Consider the following 16,152-nt stretch of genomic DNA (forward strand, 5'->3'; position numbering starts at 1 on the left):
GCCACCGGTGGGGCCGGTGCCGGTGGGGGTTGCGGCGCCGGCTGGGGCGGCGGCGCCGGTTCAGGGGGCGGTGTCGTCGTCGGAGGCGGTGGGGCCGTGGTACTCGTCGCCGGTGGTGGTGGAGGCGGGGGATGCGGTGACTCGGGGTGTTGCGGGAAAAGGCATACCGACACCGTGACCAGCAGCGACAGGTTGATGGAGATGAGGCAGTTCATCGCAGGCGGTCCAATGCTGTCTCGAACGCGGTCGGACTCACCTCGGCGCCGCCGCCGTAGGGGTTCTGGAGTTGCTGGGTCGCGAACAGCAGCAGCGCCATGGTCGCCGCGAAGATCGACACGATGAGAATGTGCGTGGCCGGCTTCGGACCACCGAACAGGATCGGCAGCACCACGGCCATGATCCCGCCGGCCACCAGGGCCAGCCACACCACCGGGTTGACGGCGCCGCTCGACGCGGCGTTGAGCCTGCTCTGCCGCGACTGGTACACCTGCCACAGACGGTCGGCCGCCTCCGTCTTGCGGTCGATCATCCACTCGTCGGTCGCCGGGGCCGCCGCGATCGTCGCGCGTAACCGCGCCAGCGTCTCCCACCCGGCGTCGTCCACGGAGGTGCCATCGCGCATGCGTGGCCACTCCCGGGTGGCCACCTCACGCGCGTACTGCCGTGCCTGCGCCGTGACGTCGGACCCCGTGGGCAGCGAGGCCGCCGCCCACGCCGCCGCCACGAGGTTGTCGGCCTCGCGGTAGGACCCGTCCTCCGCCGCGGAGATGCCGTCGAACAACGAGATCAGCACGAACGCGAGCAGCACCGCCTGCAACCCGGCGACCAACGTGAACACCTGGCCCGCGGCCTCGTTGTTCTCGACCACACCATCTCTCGCGCCGAGCCGCCGCACGAGGTAGGCGAGCCCGCCCGCGACCAGTGCCGCACCAACGACCCACAGGACGCCGGTGACATACAAGCTCATGAGTTGTTCCCCTTCCCGTCAACTCGGGGTCATGCCGCCCCCAGTCGCTTGAGGACGGTGGCGGCGATGCCGCTTCCGTCCAGGCCGTGTGCCCGCAGGATCTCGGTGCGGGACGCGTGTGGCAGGAACGCCGCCGGCAGGGCGAACGTCGCGGCACAGGCGGATTCGCCGGCGGCGGCCAGCGCCTGGGCGAGCCGGCTGCCCATGGCCCCGGTTGCCGTGGTGTCCTCGACCGTGAGGACCAGCCGGAAGCCGGCGGCGAGCTTGAGGAGGCCCGGGTGCAGTGGCGTTGTCCACAGTGGATCGACGACCGTGACCGGCACGCCGTGTCGAAGGAGTTCGTCGGCCGCGGCGAGACACGGGCCGGCGAGGGAGCCGACGGCGATCAGGAGCACGGCCGTGTCCGGGGCGTCCCGCAGTACGTCGTAGCCGCCGGTGCGCCAGAGCGCTGGGATGTCCGGTCCCACGGTCGCCTTCGGGTAACGCAGGACCGTCGGCGCGTCGGGCACGTCGACCGCCGCGTGCAGGAGTTCCACCAGGGTCGCCGCATCCCTCGGCGCGGCGAGCCGCAGCCCGGGCACGACCGGCAGCACCGACGCGTCCCACATGCCGTGGTGGCTGGCGCCGTCGGGCCCGGTCACGCCCGCCCGGTCGAGGACGAACGTGACGCCCAGTCGGTGCAGGGCAACGTCCATGAGGACCTGGTCGAACGCACGACTGATGAACGTGGAGTAGATGGCGACGACCGGGTGCAGACCGCCCATCGCCATGCCGGCTGCCGAGGTGACGGCGTGCTGCTCCGCGATGCCGACGTCGAACACCCGCTCAGGAAAGCGCTCCGCGAACGGCCCCAGCCCGGCGGGCAACGCCATCGCCGCGGTGACGCACACGACGTCCGGTCGCGCGGCCCCGATGTCCGCGACACAGTCGGCGAACACGGAGGTCCAGGAGCGATCCACAGTGGACGAGCGAGGCAAGGTTGGCGGCGTGACGGTCTGCGCCGCCACGAGCGGTGGGGCGGGCTGGCCCGGCGCCAACGCGAGGGAGGGCACGATGAGTGCTCGCGGAGCCGAGGGGGACGGGTTGATCGCGTGCATGCGGTCGGCCTCGTCCGCCTCGGCGGGTGGGTATCCTTTCCCCTTCTCGGTCACACAGTGCACGACCACCGGCCGCCCCAGCGCGGCCGCGTGCCGGAAGGCCTCCTCCAGTGCGATGACGTCGTGACCGTCGACCGGGCCCAGGTACGGGAAACCCAGTGCGGTGAACAGGTTCTGTTCCGCATCCTCGTTGCGAAGGCTCTCCAGGTGTGCGGCAAGTCCACCCACGGTGGGGGCGTACGAGCGGCCGTTGTCGTTCAGGACGATGACCACGGGGTGGTTCGTGGTCGCGCCAAGGTTGTTCAGTGCCTCCCAGGCCATGCCGCCCGTCAGTGCGCCGTCGCCGATCACCGCGACCACGTGCCGATCACGATCACCGCGCAGTGCGAACGCCTTGGCCAGACCGTCCGCATAGGACAGTGCGGTCGAGGCGTGGGAGTTCTCGATCACGTCGTGGATGGACTCGGTGCGCGACGGATAGCCCGAGAGACCGCCGCCCTGCCGCAGCCCGCTGAACCGGTGCGCCCTGCCGGTCAGCACCTTGTGTACGTAGGCCTGGTGGCCCGTGTCGAACAGCAGCACGTCCCTGGGCGAGGAGAACGTCCGGTGCAAAGCGATGGTCAGCTCCACCGCACCCAGGTTCGGACCCAGGTGGCCACCCGTCCGCCGCACGTTGTCCACCAGGAACTCGCGGACCTCCGCCGCAAGCGCCACGAGCTCCATTGTGGACAGGTCATGCAGTGTCATGGCCGTCGCACCGCCGACGGCAGGGTGAAACGGATCGACTCCGTCGCGGTCTCACGTTCCAGCACCGTGACCGGTCCCAGTGCGGCCACCACATCGTCCACCAGGCGCGGCGGCGCGGACGCCCCGGCCGTCAGGCCTACGGTTCGAACACCGACCAACCATTCCGGGCGGATGTCGCCCGCGTCGTCGATCAGGTACGCGGGTCTGCCGGCGCGGCGGGCCAACTCGACAAGCCGGACCGAGTTCGACGAGTTCACAGACCCGATCACCAGCACCAGATCCGCCTCGGCGGCCACTGTGGACAGTGCCTGCTGACGGTTCGTCGTGGCGTAGCAGATGTCGGCCGAGGCCGGGCCGCGCAGGGCCGGGAAGCGGGCACGCAGCACGGCCAGTATCTCGGCGGTCTCGTCCACGGCCAAGGTCGTCTGCGTCAGGTACGACACCCGCTCCGGGTCGGGGACCGTCACCGACCGCGCCCCAGCCACGTCCTCCACGAGGATCGTCCGCTCAGGCGCCTCACCCAGCGTGCCCTCCACCTCCTCGTGGCCCACGTGGCCGATCAGCAGCACCGTGTCGCCCCGCGCGGCGAAGCGGCGTGCCTCCGCGTGGACCTTCGTGACGAGAGGACAGGTCGCGTCGATGACCGCAAGGTTCTTCAACGACGCCTCGTCGCGCACCGCCGGGGAGACGCCGTGTGCGGAGAACACCACCGTCGCGCCCGCTGGGACCTGGGCCAGCTCGTCGACGAACACCGCGCCCCGTGACTCCAGGTCCGCCACGACGTGTGCGTTGTGGACGATCTGCTTGCGCACGTACACCGGGTGTCCGCGTTGTGCCAGCGCGTGCTCGACGATCTCGATGGCCCGCTCGACCCCGGCGCAGAACGACCGCGGCGCGGCGAGCAGGACGGTCTCGGGAACCGGAGTCGTCATGGGATCCTCCGCTCCTCAATCCACTCAGTGGTCGCGGTGGACCAGGAGGCGGGCCAGGTCCGCCAGCTCGGCCGCCGCCGTGGACGTGCCCAGCTCGTCGAGGCGGACCACCGCCCGGCCCATCAGCTCGGCCGCCTGCGCCCGGCTCCACGCGCGGCCGCCGGCCCGGTCGACCAGGTCGGCCATGTACGGCAGCTCGTTGTTCGACGGCGGCACGCTTCGCGCGTACAGCTCGGCCAGTTCCTCGCCCGCCGCGCTGCCTGAATTGAGCGCCGCGACGACCGGCAGCGACTTCTTGCGGTTGCGGAGGTCCGAGTACACCGGCTTGCCCGTCACCTTCGGCTTGCCCCAGATGCCGAGCAGGTCGTCCACGTGCTGGAATGCCAGGCCCAGCTGTTCGCCGAACGCGCACAGGTGCCCCACCTGTTCCGGTGTGCCCCGGCCGAACGTCCCGCCCAGGGCGCACGCGGCACCCATCAGCGCCGCCGTCTTGCCGGCGGCCATGCCCTCGCACTCCGCGAGGTCCACAGTGGCGCGATGCTCGAACTCCATGTCCGCGCACTGCCCGTCCACCAGGTCCTGCACGGCCGCGCTCAGCGTGCGCATCCCGGTGGCCGCGGCCGGGTCGCCGCTCGAGGCGAGCACGTCGAGCGCGAGCGTCAGCAACGCGTCGCCCGCGAGGATGGCCGAGCCGATGCCGAACACGCTCCACGCCGTCGGGCGGTGACGTCTGGTCAGGTCGCCGTCCATCACGTCGTCGTGCAGCAGCGAGAAGTTGTGCACCAGCTCCACCCCGACCGCCGCCGGCACGGCCTCGCGCGGTGAGCCGCCGATCACCGCCGACGACAGCAGCACGAGTGCCGGCCGGATCGCCTTGCCGCTGCCGGTGGACACCTGCGCGCCGTGCTGGTCCCACCAGCCGAGGTGGTAGCCGGCGATCCGGCGCATCGACGCCGGTAACGTGTCCACCGCCTTCCGCAGCGCGGGCTCGACCAGCTCTCGGCTCCACGCAAGGGTTTGCTCTGTCGAGACGACTCTCTCCGGGGCCACCATGTCAGCGTCCGATCTCCACGTTCTCCAGGACGCCGAGCGCGTCGGGGACCAGCACCGCGGCCGAGAAGTACACGCTGACCAAATAGGACAGAATGGCCTGGTCGTCGATGCCCATGAACCGCACGTTCATGCTCGGCTGTACCTCGTCGTCGATGTTGATGGTGTGCAGGCCGATCACGCCCTGGTCCTCGACGCCGGTGCGCAGCACGATGATCGAGGACACGTTGTCGCGGGTGATCGGGATCTTGTCGCACGGCAGGATCGGCACGCCGCGCCACGACTGCACGGTGGAGCCTTCGAGCGGCACGTTCGGCGGGTACAGCCCGCGTTTCGTGCACTCCCGCCGGAACGCGGCGATCGTGCGCGGATGTGCGAGGAAGAACCGGGACTTTCTGCGCCGGGACAGCAGCTCGTCCAGGTCGTCGGGGGTCGGTGGCCCGGACCTGGTGAAGATCCGCTGCGACAGGTCCGCGTTGTGCAGCAGACCGAACTCGCGGTTGTTGACCATCTCGTGTTCCTGCCGCTCACGCAGGGCCTCGGTGGTCAGCCGCAGCTGTTCCTCGGTCTGGTTCATCGGGTCGTTGTAGAGGTCCGCGACCCGGGTGTGGACCCGCAGCAGTGTCTGCGCGACGGACAGCTCGTACTCGCGCGGCGCGATCTCGTAGTCCGCGAACGTGCCGGGCAGCTCGACCTCGCCGGCGTGGCCCGAGGACAGCTTGATGGCCGCCTCGCCAGCCTTGTTCGTCGACGGGGTGGGCCGGGACAGGGCTTGCCGCAGGTGTTCCCGCAACGCGTCGGACTGGCCGTTCATCTGCTGGAACGTCTGCGCGGGCAGGACCAGGACCGTGCACGGGGTGACGGCCCGGACGGTGAAGCTCCAGGTGTCCTCGGTGCCCGTCAGCACCTCGCTGCCGAAGTGGGCGCCGTCCGCGAGCACGTCGACCACCTGGTCGTCGCCGTAGGGGCCGGTGGCGATCCGGTGTGCTTTACCGTGTGCCAGCAGGAAAAGCTCGGTGCGTGGCTGTCCGGATCGGACGATCACGTCACCGGATGACAGTTCCCGCTGCTCGAACCGGTTCGCGAGCTCGGTGAGCACCTGCTCGTCCTCGAAGTCGCGCAGCAGTGGCAGTTCTCGCAGTTCGGCGGGCACCACACGGATGCGCGCACCCTCGCTGACGAACGACAGCCTGCCGTCGCCGACGGCGTAGGTGAGCCGGCGGTTCACCCGGTACGTACCACCCGCGACGTCCACCCACGGCAGCATCTCGAGCAGCCACCGGGGCGTGATGCCGCGCATCTGCGGCTTGGACTTGGTGGTGGTGGCCAGGTTGCGGGCCGCCTCGGTGGCGAGGCTCCTGCGGGGCGTCGCATCGGCCTCGGTCTCCACTGTGGACACGGCTCAGCCTTCCCGACCCAGCTCGATGTTCTCCAGGATGCCGAGCGCGTCCGGCACCAACACCGCGCACGAGTAGTACGCACTGACCAGATAGGACATGATGGCCTGGGGGTCGATGTGCATGAACCGCACCGAGAGGCTCGGCTGGTACTCGTCGGGGATGCCGACCTGGTGCAGGCCGACGACGCCCTGCCGCTCCTCGCCGGTACGCATCAGGATCATCGAGCTGGTGCGTTGCTCGGTCACGCCGATCTTGTTGCACGGGAAGATCGGGACGCCGCGCCACGCCGGCACCCGGTGCCCCTCCACGTCGACGGCGTCCGGGTAGAGGCCGCGCCTGCTGCACTCCCGGCCGAACGCGGCGATCGTGCGTGGGTGCGCGAGGAAGAACGCCGGCTGCTTCCACACGAGCGCGAGGAGGTCGTCCAGGTCGTCGGGTGTCGGTGGGCCGGTTCGGGTGTGGATGCGTTGGGACAGCTCGGCGTTGTGCAACAGCCCGAAACCCCGGTTGTTGATCATCTCGTGTTCCTGGCGCTCACGCAGGGCCTCGATGGTCAGCCGCAGCTGTTGCTCCAGCTGGTCCATCGGCTCGTTGTAGAGGTCGGCCACCCTGGTGTGGACGCGCAGCACCGTCTGCGCGACGGACAGCTCGTACTCGCGGGGCGCCAGCTCGTAGTCCACGAACGTGCCGGGCAGCTCGATCTCGCCGGCGTGCCCCGACGACATCTGGATAAGGGCCTCACCGTGCGGGTTCTGCGCCGCCGACTTCCCAGACTGGAACGCCGCGACCTGTGCCCGCAAGGACTCCGACCCGGCCAGCAGTTCGTCGAACACGCGCTGCGGCAGCATCAGGACCGTGCACCCGGTGATCGCCCTGACCGTGTACTCCCACATGCTCCGCGGGTCGACGAGTGTGTCATCGCCGAAGTGGTCGCCGTTGGCGAGCGTGTCGAGGATTTCCTCCTCGCCGTACGGGCCGGGCCCGACCTTCTGGACCTTGCCGTGCGCGATGAGGAACGCCTCGTTGGACGCGTTGCCGAACTCGACGATCGTGTCCCCCGCGGAGTACTCCCGCTGCTCGAAACCGGCGGCGAGCGCGCCGAGCACCTCCTCGTCCGCGAAACCGCGCAGCAGCGGCAGCTCGCCCAGCTCGGCCGGGATGACCCGGATTCCGTTGCCGTCACTGGTGAACGTCACCCGGCCGTCGCCGACCGCGTAGGTCAGGCGCCGGTTGACCCGGTACGTACCGCCGGAAACCTGTACCCACGGCAGGAGTTTGAGCAGCCATCGCGACGTGATGGCCTGCATCTGGGGGACGGACTTCTTCGTCGTGGCGAGGTTCCGCGCGGCGGCGGTCGCCAGGCTCTGCTGCGGCCGCTCGCCGTCCCCCTCGACACCGGGCGCCACCGGTTCCGTCACGGTCACAACGCACACCACCAATCACGCAGTCGGGCTGTGGGAATTGCTCTGTTCGGGTGCCGATTTATTCCTACACCCTGGTAGGAAAAGTCCACAGTCGACCAAGAGGGTGACCACGTGCGTGGCTGGAAATTTGCCAAGAACTCCCGGTTATCACTCGAATATGCGGTAACCGCCGTGAGTTTAATTGCCTGAGTTGTCCTCTGCTGGGCCGAACGGGTGAGGCGCTCAGGCGAACGTGTGGGGGAGGGCCAGCCGTCTACTGGAATAGGTTGTTCCGGCAATCACCGTAACGGCCTAGTCCGTTCGGCCTGATCGTCTACTGTCCGTCAACATACGGTCGGTTGATTACTTCCAGAAATACGCCGGCACGGTCGACGGAAGTTACCGTCAACCGTGCCGGAATTCTGTTATGGACAGTTTGGAGCTGGTAAATTCAGGCGCCGGCCGTGTCCAGGCGGCGCAACTGCTCTTCCGTCAGCTTGATGGCGAGCGCGGGGATCGCGGCGTCGAGCTGTTCGAGGGTGCGCGGGCCGATCAGCGTCACCAGGGACGGATCCGTCTGGTGCAGCAGCCATGCGAGCACCAGCTGGTTCGGCTGGACGCCGAGTTCGCCGGCCATCTCGGTCAGCACGGCGAGTCGCGCCTCGGAGTCCGGGCCCGCGTAGTCGTTCATCATCGGGTGACCGTTGCGCTTGGCCGGGTCGTCGTAGATTCCCTTGAGAATCGGAGAGTAGGCCACCAGCGACACCTGTGGGTTGGCGCGCAGGTGGTCGAGCTGCTCCTGGTCCACAATGGACAACACGTTCGCGCCGCCGTTCGGGCGCAGGTAGGAGTGCTGCTGCTGCAACGCGACCGGCGCCGGCCAGCCGTTGCGCTCGCACAGGCCGAGGATGCGCTCCAGGCGCCAGGTCCGGACGTTCGACCAGCCGAGGTGGCGGACCTTGCCTGCCTGCACGAAACCCGCGAGCGCCTCGAGGGTCTCCTCCAGCGGGGTGTTGGGGTCGTCGACGTGCACGAAGTAGAGGTCGACGTGGTCGGTGCCGAGGCGGCGCAGGCTCCCGTCGAGTGCGTGCCGCAGCGTTGCCGCGCCGGCGCCGACGTACTTCGCCGGCCAGCCCTTGCCTCGCTGCTCGTCCGGGTTGTCGACCCACCCGCTGCCCTTGGTGGACAGGAAAACCCGGTCCCGGTTGCCGCCGCGGGCGAGCCAGCGACCGAGCACGGCCTCGCTGTCCCCGCCGACGTGGCCGGGTCCGTGCCACCAGGCGTAGCAGTCCGCGGTGTCCACAAAGGAGCCGCCGGCGTCGAGGTAGCGGTCGAGCATGGTGTAGGAGGTCGGCTCGTCGGTGGCCGTACCCATCAGCATCGCACCGAGGGCGAGCTGGCTGACCTGCTCGCCGGTGCGGCCAAGTTCTGTCGTCTGCACGTCTCCGACACTAGGTCGACGAGATCTGATACGTCCAATGCAAACTTCGAGCGGATTCAATACGGTAGGCGTATGGAACTACGGCTGGCACGCGCGTTCGTCGTCACCGCCGACGAGGGGCACGTCGGTCGCGCCGCGGCTCGGCTGCACGTCACGCAGCCGACGCTGTCCCGGCAGGTCGCGGCGTTGGAGAAGGCGCTCGGCGTGCCGCTGTTCGACCGGACCCGCAGGCAGCTGGCGCTCACCCCGGCGGGCGAGGTGTTCCTGGCCGGCGCGCGGGACCTGGTGCGCCGGGCCGACGAGCTCGCGGACGCCGCACGGCGCGCGCACCGAGGTGAGCTGGGTGTGCTGCGTGTCGGGTTCGTACAGTCCGCGACGTTCGACGCGCTGCCGCGGCTGCTGAGCCGGTTCCGCGAGGCCTGGCCGTCGGTGCGGGTCGCGGTCATGGCCATGACGACGCTGCGCCAGCTCACCGCCCTGGCCGACGACCGCATCGACGCCGGCCTGCTGCGCCCACCCGTCGACGCGCCGGACCTGCGGTCGCGGACCCTCTCGCACGACGAGCTGTATGCCGCGCTGCCCGGCACGCACCCGCTTGCCAGGCGTCGCCGGGTGTCGCTCGCGGACCTCGCCGGCGAGCGTTTCGTCCTGTACTCCCGACAGTCCGGTCCGTCGGTCCACGACACGATCGTCGGTCACTGCCGGGCGGCCGGCTTCAGCCCCGACATCGTGCAGGAGGCCGAAGACGTCCAGACGATCGCCGCGCTCGTGGCGGCGAACCTTGGCGTGTCACTGCTGATCTCGCCGACGCCACACACCGACGAGAAGGCCGTCGTGTACCGGCCGCTGGTGGAGGATCTCCCCCGCTGGGAGATGGCGCTGGCGTGGTCGGCGCAGAACAAGTCGCCGGTGCTGGCCCGGCTCCTGGAGATCACGCCTCGCTGAGCGCCGCCAGCAGCCGGTGGGTGTCCCTGGCGTAGTCGGCGTACGACACACCGCTGCGCTCCACGACCCGCTCGAACCGCTCCTCCAGCAGGTCCTGGCAGCGGGCGACGAGGTCCTTGCCGGCCGGGGTTAGGCGCAGCCGCCGGCGATGGCCGTCCTGGTGGATGTCGAGCAGCCCCGTCTCGACCAGGGTGTTCGTCATCCGGCTCGCCGACGGTTCGGAGATGCCCAGGTCCTCCGCCATTGCCCGCTGCGTGCTCGTGCCCTGCTCGTCGACGCTCACCCGGCCGACGCTGAGCAGCGCGCGATACCGGCGGTACGACACGCCGAACTCGCCGCGCAGGATGCGGTCCGCCGAGCGGTCGAGGCGAGCGGTCAGGACATGGAGGTCGAAACTCAGCATCACCAAACCTTAGCAAAGTAACTTAGAATGCTAAGTGCCGGAGGTGAGCGTCATGACCCACACGCTCCTGCTCGTCACCCACATCGGAGCCGGCCTCGCCGGACTTCTGCTCGGCCCCGTCGTCATGATCTGGCACCGCGCGATGACGGCCTATGTCGCCGCGGTGCTGGTCGTCTGCCTCACCGCGATCGGGCTGGTGCTCGTGGTCCGGCCCGATCTGTGGTGGCTGATCCCGGTGTCCGCGCTGACCCTCGGGCTCGCCCTGGTCGGCCGTGCGTCGGAGCGGCGGCGGTTCCGCGGCTGGACCCACGGTTACGTGCACGGCCTCGGCGGTTCGTACATCGCGCAGGTCACCGCGCTCGTCGTGGTCTGGCTCGTGGTGAACGGGCCGGTTCAGGGGCCGGCCCAGCTGATCCCGTGGCTGGCGCCAACCGCCGTCGGTACCGTGCTGATCGAAATCTGGCGCAGGGGAACGGTGGTGCGATGGCAGCCGCGATGACGGTCGTCCCGGCCAACGAGGCATCGTGGGCGGACCTGGAAGCAGTGCTCGGCACCGCGAAGTGCCACGGCGGCCAGTGCTACTGCCAGCGGTTCAAGATCCCCGCCGGTCGGTGGCGCGCCGTGGCCGACCACGAGCGGGCCGACCTGCTGCATGCGCAGACCGGTTGCGGCACCCAGGGCCCACCAGCGGGCTCGTCGCGTACCTCGACGAGGAGCCGGTCGGCTGGTGTGCCGTCGAACCACGCACGGCCTACCCGAACCTGCGCGGCAGCCGGGTGTCGTGGGCCGGGCGCGCCGAGGACAAGGACGACCCCGGGATGTGGGCCGTGACCTGCTTCGTCACGCGGCCGGGGTTTCGGCGGCGCGGTGTCATGGGTGTGCTCGCGGCCGCCGCCGTCGACTTCGCGCGGGACCGCGGTGCGAAGGCGCTCGAGGCGTACGCGATGATCGTCCTACCAGGACAGGACGTGGCGTGGGGCGAGCTGCACGTCGGCAGCCAGGGCACCTTCGCCGACGCCGGGTTCACCGAGGTGAGCCGGCCGAGCAAGCGGCGCGTCGTGATGCGGGTGGACTTCTAGTCCTTCGGGTACACCGTGATCGCGAGGTTGAACTGGTCGCCCTCCGCGCCGCCGTACCGGGTGAACATGTCCTGGAGCGTGGTGCGCAGCTCGTCGAAGAACTCCTTGCGGCGCTCCGGCGGCAGCGCGATCCGGCCCGACACGCCGAGCGTGGGCAGCTCCGTGCGGTCGAGTGCGGCGAGGTCGGTCTGCACCTCCTCGACCAGCTCGATCAGGTACCCGAGGCTCAGCTCGTCCCGCACCCGCCGCCCGCCGATCCTGCCGACGAGCTGTGGGGACAGCCAGTACGACCGCGCGGCGGCCTGGTAGATGCCCTCGACGATGCCACGCACCCGCCGCTCGGCCACCTGCGTCACCAGGCCGGCGTCGACCAGGCGTTTCACGTGGTAGTAGACCCGCTGGGGCGTCTGGTCCAGCCGGGCGCCGACCTCCGTGCAGGAACTGGGCTCGGCCAGGTGTCGCAGCACCTCGACACGCTGCGGTTTGAGCAGTGCCTCGGCCTGCTCGAAGCCCTCCAGGTACAACAGGTCTTTCACGACGACAACTTTACATAAAAGAAGTGCTTGTCAATAGTCGAGTACCTATGCTTGAGCCGCGATGAGCCACGTACCGAGCCGGGTCCTGGTAACCGGGGCGGCTGGCCGGCTCGGCAGCGAGGTGCTGCGCGTTCTCGCGGCACAGGGCGCGGCTGTGGTCGGTCTGGACCGCGTCGACCCAGGCGGCGTTGAAACGTTCTTCACCGGCAGTGCGGCCGACACCGCCCTGGTCGCCGAGGCCATGCGCGGCGTCGACGCCGTCATCCACCTCGCCGCCATCCCGCGGCCCACCCTCGGCACGCCGGAAGAGGTGTTCGTCGGCAACACCGCCGCCACGTTCGTCGTCCTCGACCAGGCGGCGCGGGCCGGGGTGCGGCAGGCGGTGATCGCGAGCAGCCTGTCGATCATCGGGCTGCCGTTCTCGCCGACGCCTGCCGTCCCCCACTACGTGCCGGTCGACGAGGCCATGCCGTTCCAGATCGCCGACCCGTACGCACTGTCCAAACAGGCCGACGAGGCGACCGCCGCGATGGTCGCCCGCCGGGACGGGATGGCGGTCGTCGCCCTGCGGTTCCCCATGCTCGGCGAACTCGACTTCCTCGCGGAGAACGCGGAACTGTTCCGTGTGGACCCGGGAGCCGGCGCCCCTTCGCTGTGGGGGTATCTCGACATGCGTGACGCGGCCACCGCGTGTTGGCTCGGTGTCACCGCGGAGGTGTCTGGCGCGCACGCGCTGTACCTGGCCGCGCCGGACACGCTGTCGCCGTACCCGACCGAGGAACTCGTCGACCGCTACCTGCCCGGCACCCCTCGCCACGCGCCGCTTCCCGGTCGGACCGTGCCGATCGACACGTCCGCGGCCCAGGCGTTGCTGGGTTTCACCGCGAGGCATATTTTCGAGGTCACACCGGCCGAGCTTGGAGAATCGTGACTTACTACGACGATTTCGCGCCACACCAAGGTCTTCGCGCTCCCCGCGCGTACCTGCACACCGACGCGCCGAGGCTGTCGCTCGACGGCGAATGGCGGTTCCGGTTGTCCCCGGTCGCCGACCTGCCGACCGAGTTCGCGGACCCGGCGTTCGACGACGGCGGCTGGGACACCCTCGCCGTGCCGTGCCACTGGCCGCTGCGTGGGTACGGGAATCCCTGGTACACCAACGTGGTCTACCCGTTCCCGGTCGACCCGCCGCACCCGCCGGAGCAGAACCCCACCGGCGACTACCGGGTGGCCTTCGACGTGCCGGAGGAGTGGGCCGGCCGCCGGGTCGTGCTGCGCTTCGAGGGAGTCGAGTCCTGTGCGAAGGTCTGGCTCAACGGGGAGGCGCTGGGGTTCTTCACCGGCTCCCGCCTGCCGGCGGAGTTCGACGTCACGCCGGCGCGTGGCCGGAACGTGCTCGCCGTCCGGGTCCACCAGTGGTCGGCCGCGAGCTACCTGGAGGACCAGGACCAGTGGTGGCTGCCCGGCATCTTCCGGTCGGTGACACTGGAAGCCCGGGGTGACCTGGACGACGTGTTCGTCCACGCGTCCTATCAGGACGGTCAGGGCACCCTGCGGATCGACGCTTCCGTGGCGGCCACGGTGTCGGTGCCGGAGCTGGGGATCTCCTCGGCCACCGGTGCGGAGGTCACGGTCCCGGTCGAGCCATGGAGTGCCGAGCGACCCCGGCTGTACGACGCCACGGTGTCCACCGACGCCGAGACCGTCCGGCTGCGCATCGGGTTCCGCACGGTGTCCATCGTGGACGGCGTGCTGCTCGTGAACGGTGAGCCGGTCCGGTTCCGCGGCGTGAACCGGCACGAGTTCCACCCGGACCACGGACGCGCGGTGCCCGACGAGACGATGCTGGAAGACGTGCTGCTGATGAAGCGGCACAACATCAACGCGGTGCGCACCAGCCACTACCCACCGCACCCGGCGTTCCTCGACCTGTGCGACGAGTACGGCCTCTGGGTGATCGACGAGTGTGACCTCGAGACGCACGGGTTCACCTTCTTCGAGTGGGAGAAGAACCCGTCCGACGTGCCGGCGTGGCGCGAGGCCTATGTGGACCGCATGCGCCGCACCGTCGAGCGGGACAAGAACCACCCCAGCATCGTGCTGTGGTCGCTCGGCAACGAGAGCCACACGGGTGCGAACCTCGCGGCGATGGCCGAGTGGGCCCGCACGCGCGACCCGTCCCGCCCGATCCACTACGAGGGCGACGCCGACTGCGCGTACGTCGACGTGTTCAGCCGGATGTACGCCTCGCACGCCGAGGTCGAGAAGATCGGGCAGGAGCCAGGCATCCCGTTCATGCAGTGCGAGTACGCGCACGCCATGGGGAACGGGCCCGGCGGGCTCGCCGAGTACGTCGCGCTGTTCGACCGCTACCCGCGCATTGCCGGCGGGTTCGTGTGGGAGTGGATCGACCACGGGCTGCGGCACCCGGAGTACGAGTACGCGTACGGCGGTGACTACGGCGAGCCGATCCACGACGGGAACTTCGTCGTCGACGGGCTGCTGTTCCCGGACCGCACGCCCTCACCGGGCCTGCTGGACGTGAAGAAGGCCTACGAGCCGGTGCGTCTCTCCTTCGTGGACGGACGGCTGGTGGTGGAGGAGCTGCGGCCGACGCCGCCGTTGCGGTTCGAGTGGACCGCCGGTGACGAGTCGGGCGTGATCGCATCGGGAGACCCGTTGCCGTCGGTTCCGGTGTCGGACGGTGAGGCATGGTTGACCGTGCGTGCCGTGCTGGCCGAGGACCAGCCGTGGGCGCCGGCCGGGCACGAGATCGCGTGGGGCCAGCACCAGCTGACCGCACCCGTCCCCGTGACCGTTCCGGGCACGGAACGTCCACTGAAGACGGACGGCGGGTTCTCCTTCGGCCCGGGGGAGTTCGACCGCACCGGCCGGCTGGTCGCCTTCGGTGGGCTGCCCGTGGGCGCGCCCCACCTCGCGCTGTACCGGGCGCCGACGGACAACGACAAGGGCGAGTACGTCAACCTGCACGTGACGTGGGAGGCGATCGGCCTGCACCGGCTGACGCACCGACTGGACGGTGTCTCCGCCGCCGACACGCTCGTCGTGCGGGAACGGACGGCCGCGCCCGCGTTGGCGCGTGGCGTCCGGGTCACCTACGAGTGGGCGTCGGCCGGCGACGGCCTTGCCCTCACCGTCGGCGTCGAACCGGACGGCGAGTGGCCGGAGCCGATCCCCAAGCTGGGGATCACCCTGCCGCTGCCGGCATCGCTCGACCACGTGACCTGGTTCGGTCGGGGCCCCGGCGAGGCGTACCCGGACACCGGGCTGGCCACCCGCTTCGGCCGGTGGGAGTCCCGTGTGGACGAGATGCAGACGCCGTACATCCGGCCACAGGAGAACGGTCGCCGAGGCGACGTGCGCTGGGCGACGCTGACCGACGCGTCCGGTCGCGGGCTGCGGATCGACGGCGAGTTCGGCCTGACCGTTCGCAAGTGGACGGACGCCGATCTGGCCGCCGCGGCACACCGGAACGAGCTGGTCCCTGGTGACTCTGTGTGGCTGACCATCGACGTCGGGCAGCAGGGCATCGGCACCGGATCGTGTGGCCCCGGCGTGCTTCCGTCCTATGAGCTCACCCTCCGGAAAACGGAGTTCACCATAGTGTTGTCGCCGTTGTCGTGACCCCTCTGATCTGCGAGGATCGTCGGCTATGGCAACGAGGCTAAACCCGTACATCAGCTTTGACGGCAACGCCCGCCAGGCGATGGAGTTCTACGAGCAGGTGTTCGGCGGCGACCTGAAGCTGAATACGTTCAGTGAGTTCGGCGGCGAGTCCGACAAGATCATGCACGGCATGCTCGACACGCGGGCCGGTTACACGATCATGGGTGCCGACAACCCGCCCGACCAGCCGCACCAGCCGGGCAACAACTACTCGGTGTCCCTGAGCGGGGACGACACCAAGGAACTGCGCGGCTACTGGGACAAGCTGAACGACGGCGCGACGGTCACGGTGCCGTTGGAGAAGCAGATGTGGGGCGACGAGTTCGGCATGCTGATCGACAAGTTCGGCGTCGCCTGGATGGTCAACATCACGGCTCCGACCGCCGGCTGACGCGATGAGGGAACCCTCGTCACCCGAGCACGACGAGGGCTTCCGCCGCTGGGCCGGAGCTGTGGACGGTGGCG

15 protein-coding genes are annotated in these 16,152 nt (G+C 69.7%); 6 read left to right on the forward strand and 9 right to left on the reverse strand.

The genetic code is table 11. The annotated features are described in order from the left end of the window. Positions 1–211: 211 nt before the first annotated feature. From VF106_RS36935 to VF106_RS36965, 7 genes are all read right to left on the reverse strand, one after another. A complete protein-coding gene (locus tag VF106_RS36935) occupies positions 212–967 on the reverse strand; it encodes a bestrophin-like domain (RefSeq protein ID WP_330844601.1) in 756 nt (251 codons plus the stop codon). Between the two features lie 29 nt (positions 968–996). Continuing rightward, positions 997–2,811, reverse strand: coding sequence for a 1-deoxy-D-xylulose-5-phosphate synthase (locus tag VF106_RS36940; protein ID WP_330844602.1), 1,815 nt, complete (start codon positions 2,809–2,811; stop codon positions 997–999). Beyond that, entirely contained in the window at positions 2,808–3,743 is a 936-nt protein-coding gene (gene ispH, locus VF106_RS36945; protein WP_330844604.1) for a 4-hydroxy-3-methylbut-2-enyl diphosphate reductase, read from the reverse strand. The genes VF106_RS36940 and ispH overlap by 4 nt, the downstream gene beginning before the upstream one ends. Positions 3,744–3,767: 24 nt before the next feature. Next, positions 3,768–4,796: a family 2 encapsulin nanocompartment cargo protein polyprenyl transferase gene (locus tag VF106_RS36950; protein WP_414639149.1), complete on the reverse strand. Its 1,029-nt coding sequence runs from the start codon at positions 4,794–4,796 to the stop codon at positions 3,768–3,770. A gap of 1 nt (position 4,797) precedes the next feature. Further along, positions 4,798–6,192 (reverse strand): family 2B encapsulin nanocompartment shell protein, encoded by a 1,395-nt coding sequence (locus VF106_RS36955; RefSeq protein WP_330844606.1) that lies wholly within the window; start codon positions 6,190–6,192, stop codon positions 4,798–4,800. A 3-nt stretch (positions 6,193–6,195) separates the two neighbouring features. Next, a complete protein-coding gene (locus VF106_RS36960; RefSeq protein ID WP_330844607.1) occupies positions 6,196–7,617 on the reverse strand; it encodes a family 2B encapsulin nanocompartment shell protein in 1,422 nt (473 codons plus the stop codon). A 430-nt stretch (positions 7,618–8,047) separates the two neighbouring features. Continuing rightward, the gene (locus tag VF106_RS36965; protein ID WP_330844608.1) at positions 8,048–9,037 is read right to left on the reverse strand and encodes an aldo/keto reductase; all 990 of its coding nucleotides are present in this window, start codon (positions 9,035–9,037) and stop codon (positions 8,048–8,050) included. Positions 9,038–9,109: 72 nt separating this feature from the next. On the opposite strand from VF106_RS36965, the gene VF106_RS36970 reads away from it, so the two are divergent. Beyond that, positions 9,110–9,982 carry a LysR family transcriptional regulator gene (locus VF106_RS36970; RefSeq protein ID WP_330844609.1) on the forward strand — a complete coding sequence of 291 codons (873 nt, stop codon included), beginning with the start codon at positions 9,110–9,112 and terminating at the stop codon, positions 9,980–9,982. On the opposite strand, the gene VF106_RS36975 is transcribed toward VF106_RS36970, so the two are convergent. After that, complete coding sequence (locus tag VF106_RS36975; protein ID WP_330844610.1) at positions 9,969–10,385, reverse strand: MarR family winged helix-turn-helix transcriptional regulator; 417 nt, start codon at positions 10,383–10,385, stop codon at positions 9,969–9,971. The genes VF106_RS36970 and VF106_RS36975 overlap by 14 nt on opposite strands. 52 nt (positions 10,386–10,437) lie before the next feature. Here VF106_RS36975 and VF106_RS36980 point away from each other — a divergent pair, with 52 nt between their 5' ends. Beyond that, the gene (locus tag VF106_RS36980; protein ID WP_330844611.1) at positions 10,438–10,884 is read left to right on the forward strand and encodes a Hok/Gef family protein; all 447 of its coding nucleotides are present in this window, start codon (positions 10,438–10,440) and stop codon (positions 10,882–10,884) included. Between the two features lie 166 nt (positions 10,885–11,050). Next, on the forward strand, positions 11,051–11,464 hold the full coding sequence (locus VF106_RS36985; RefSeq protein ID WP_330844612.1) for a GNAT family N-acetyltransferase: 414 nt from the start codon (positions 11,051–11,053) through the stop codon (positions 11,462–11,464). Here the strand turns inward: VF106_RS36985 and VF106_RS36990 are convergent. Beyond that, positions 11,461–12,000: a helix-turn-helix domain-containing protein gene (locus VF106_RS36990; protein WP_330844613.1), complete on the reverse strand. Its 540-nt coding sequence runs from the start codon at positions 11,998–12,000 to the stop codon at positions 11,461–11,463. The two genes, VF106_RS36985 and VF106_RS36990, sit on opposite strands and share 4 nt — an antisense overlap. A gap of 61 nt (positions 12,001–12,061) precedes the next feature. Here VF106_RS36990 and VF106_RS36995 point away from each other — a divergent pair, with 61 nt between their 5' ends. The 3 genes from VF106_RS36995 to VF106_RS37005 are packed head-to-tail and all read left to right on the forward strand — an operon-like array spanning position 12,062 to position 16,078. Beyond that, the gene (locus VF106_RS36995; protein ID WP_330844614.1) at positions 12,062–12,931 is read left to right on the forward strand and encodes an NAD-dependent epimerase/dehydratase family protein; all 870 of its coding nucleotides are present in this window, start codon (positions 12,062–12,064) and stop codon (positions 12,929–12,931) included. Further along, the gene (locus VF106_RS37000) at positions 12,928–15,645 is read left to right on the forward strand and encodes a glycoside hydrolase family 2 TIM barrel-domain containing protein (RefSeq protein WP_330844615.1); all 2,718 of its coding nucleotides are present in this window, start codon (positions 12,928–12,930) and stop codon (positions 15,643–15,645) included. Before VF106_RS36995 ends, VF106_RS37000 begins: the two co-directional genes overlap by 4 nt. A 28-nt stretch (positions 15,646–15,673) precedes the next feature. Further along, the gene (locus tag VF106_RS37005) at positions 15,674–16,078 is read left to right on the forward strand and encodes a VOC family protein (protein WP_330844616.1); all 405 of its coding nucleotides are present in this window, start codon (positions 15,674–15,676) and stop codon (positions 16,076–16,078) included. Positions 16,079–16,152 lie beyond the last annotated feature (74 nt).

Source organism: Actinophytocola sp. (genome assembly GCF_036378875.1).
In the GTDB taxonomy this organism is placed as follows: Bacteria; Actinomycetota; Actinomycetes; order Mycobacteriales; family Pseudonocardiaceae; genus Actinophytocola.

Coding starts and splice junctions, on each gene's coding strand:
- VF106_RS36935 (WP_330844601.1), bottom strand. CDS start 967: ATGAGCTTGTATGTCACCGGCGTCCTGTGGGTCGTTGGTGCGGCACTG.
- VF106_RS36995 (WP_330844614.1), top strand. CDS start 12,062: ATGAGCCACGTACCGAGCCGGGTCCTGGTAACCGGGGCGGCTGGCCGG.
- VF106_RS36980 (WP_330844611.1), top strand. CDS start 10,438: ATGACCCACACGCTCCTGCTCGTCACCCACATCGGAGCCGGCCTCGCC.
- VF106_RS36950 (WP_414639149.1), bottom strand. CDS start 4,796: ATGGTGGCCCCGGAGAGAGTCGTCTCGACAGAGCAAACCCTTGCGTGG.
- VF106_RS37005 (WP_330844616.1), top strand. CDS start 15,674: ATGGCAACGAGGCTAAACCCGTACATCAGCTTTGACGGCAACGCCCGC.
- ispH (WP_330844604.1), bottom strand. CDS start 3,743: ATGACGACTCCGGTTCCCGAGACCGTCCTGCTCGCCGCGCCGCGGTCG.
- VF106_RS36970 (WP_330844609.1), top strand. CDS start 9,110: ATGGAACTACGGCTGGCACGCGCGTTCGTCGTCACCGCCGACGAGGGG.
- VF106_RS36975 (WP_330844610.1), bottom strand. CDS start 10,385: ATGCTGAGTTTCGACCTCCATGTCCTGACCGCTCGCCTCGACCGCTCG.
- VF106_RS36940 (WP_330844602.1), bottom strand. CDS start 2,811: ATGACACTGCATGACCTGTCCACAATGGAGCTCGTGGCGCTTGCGGCG.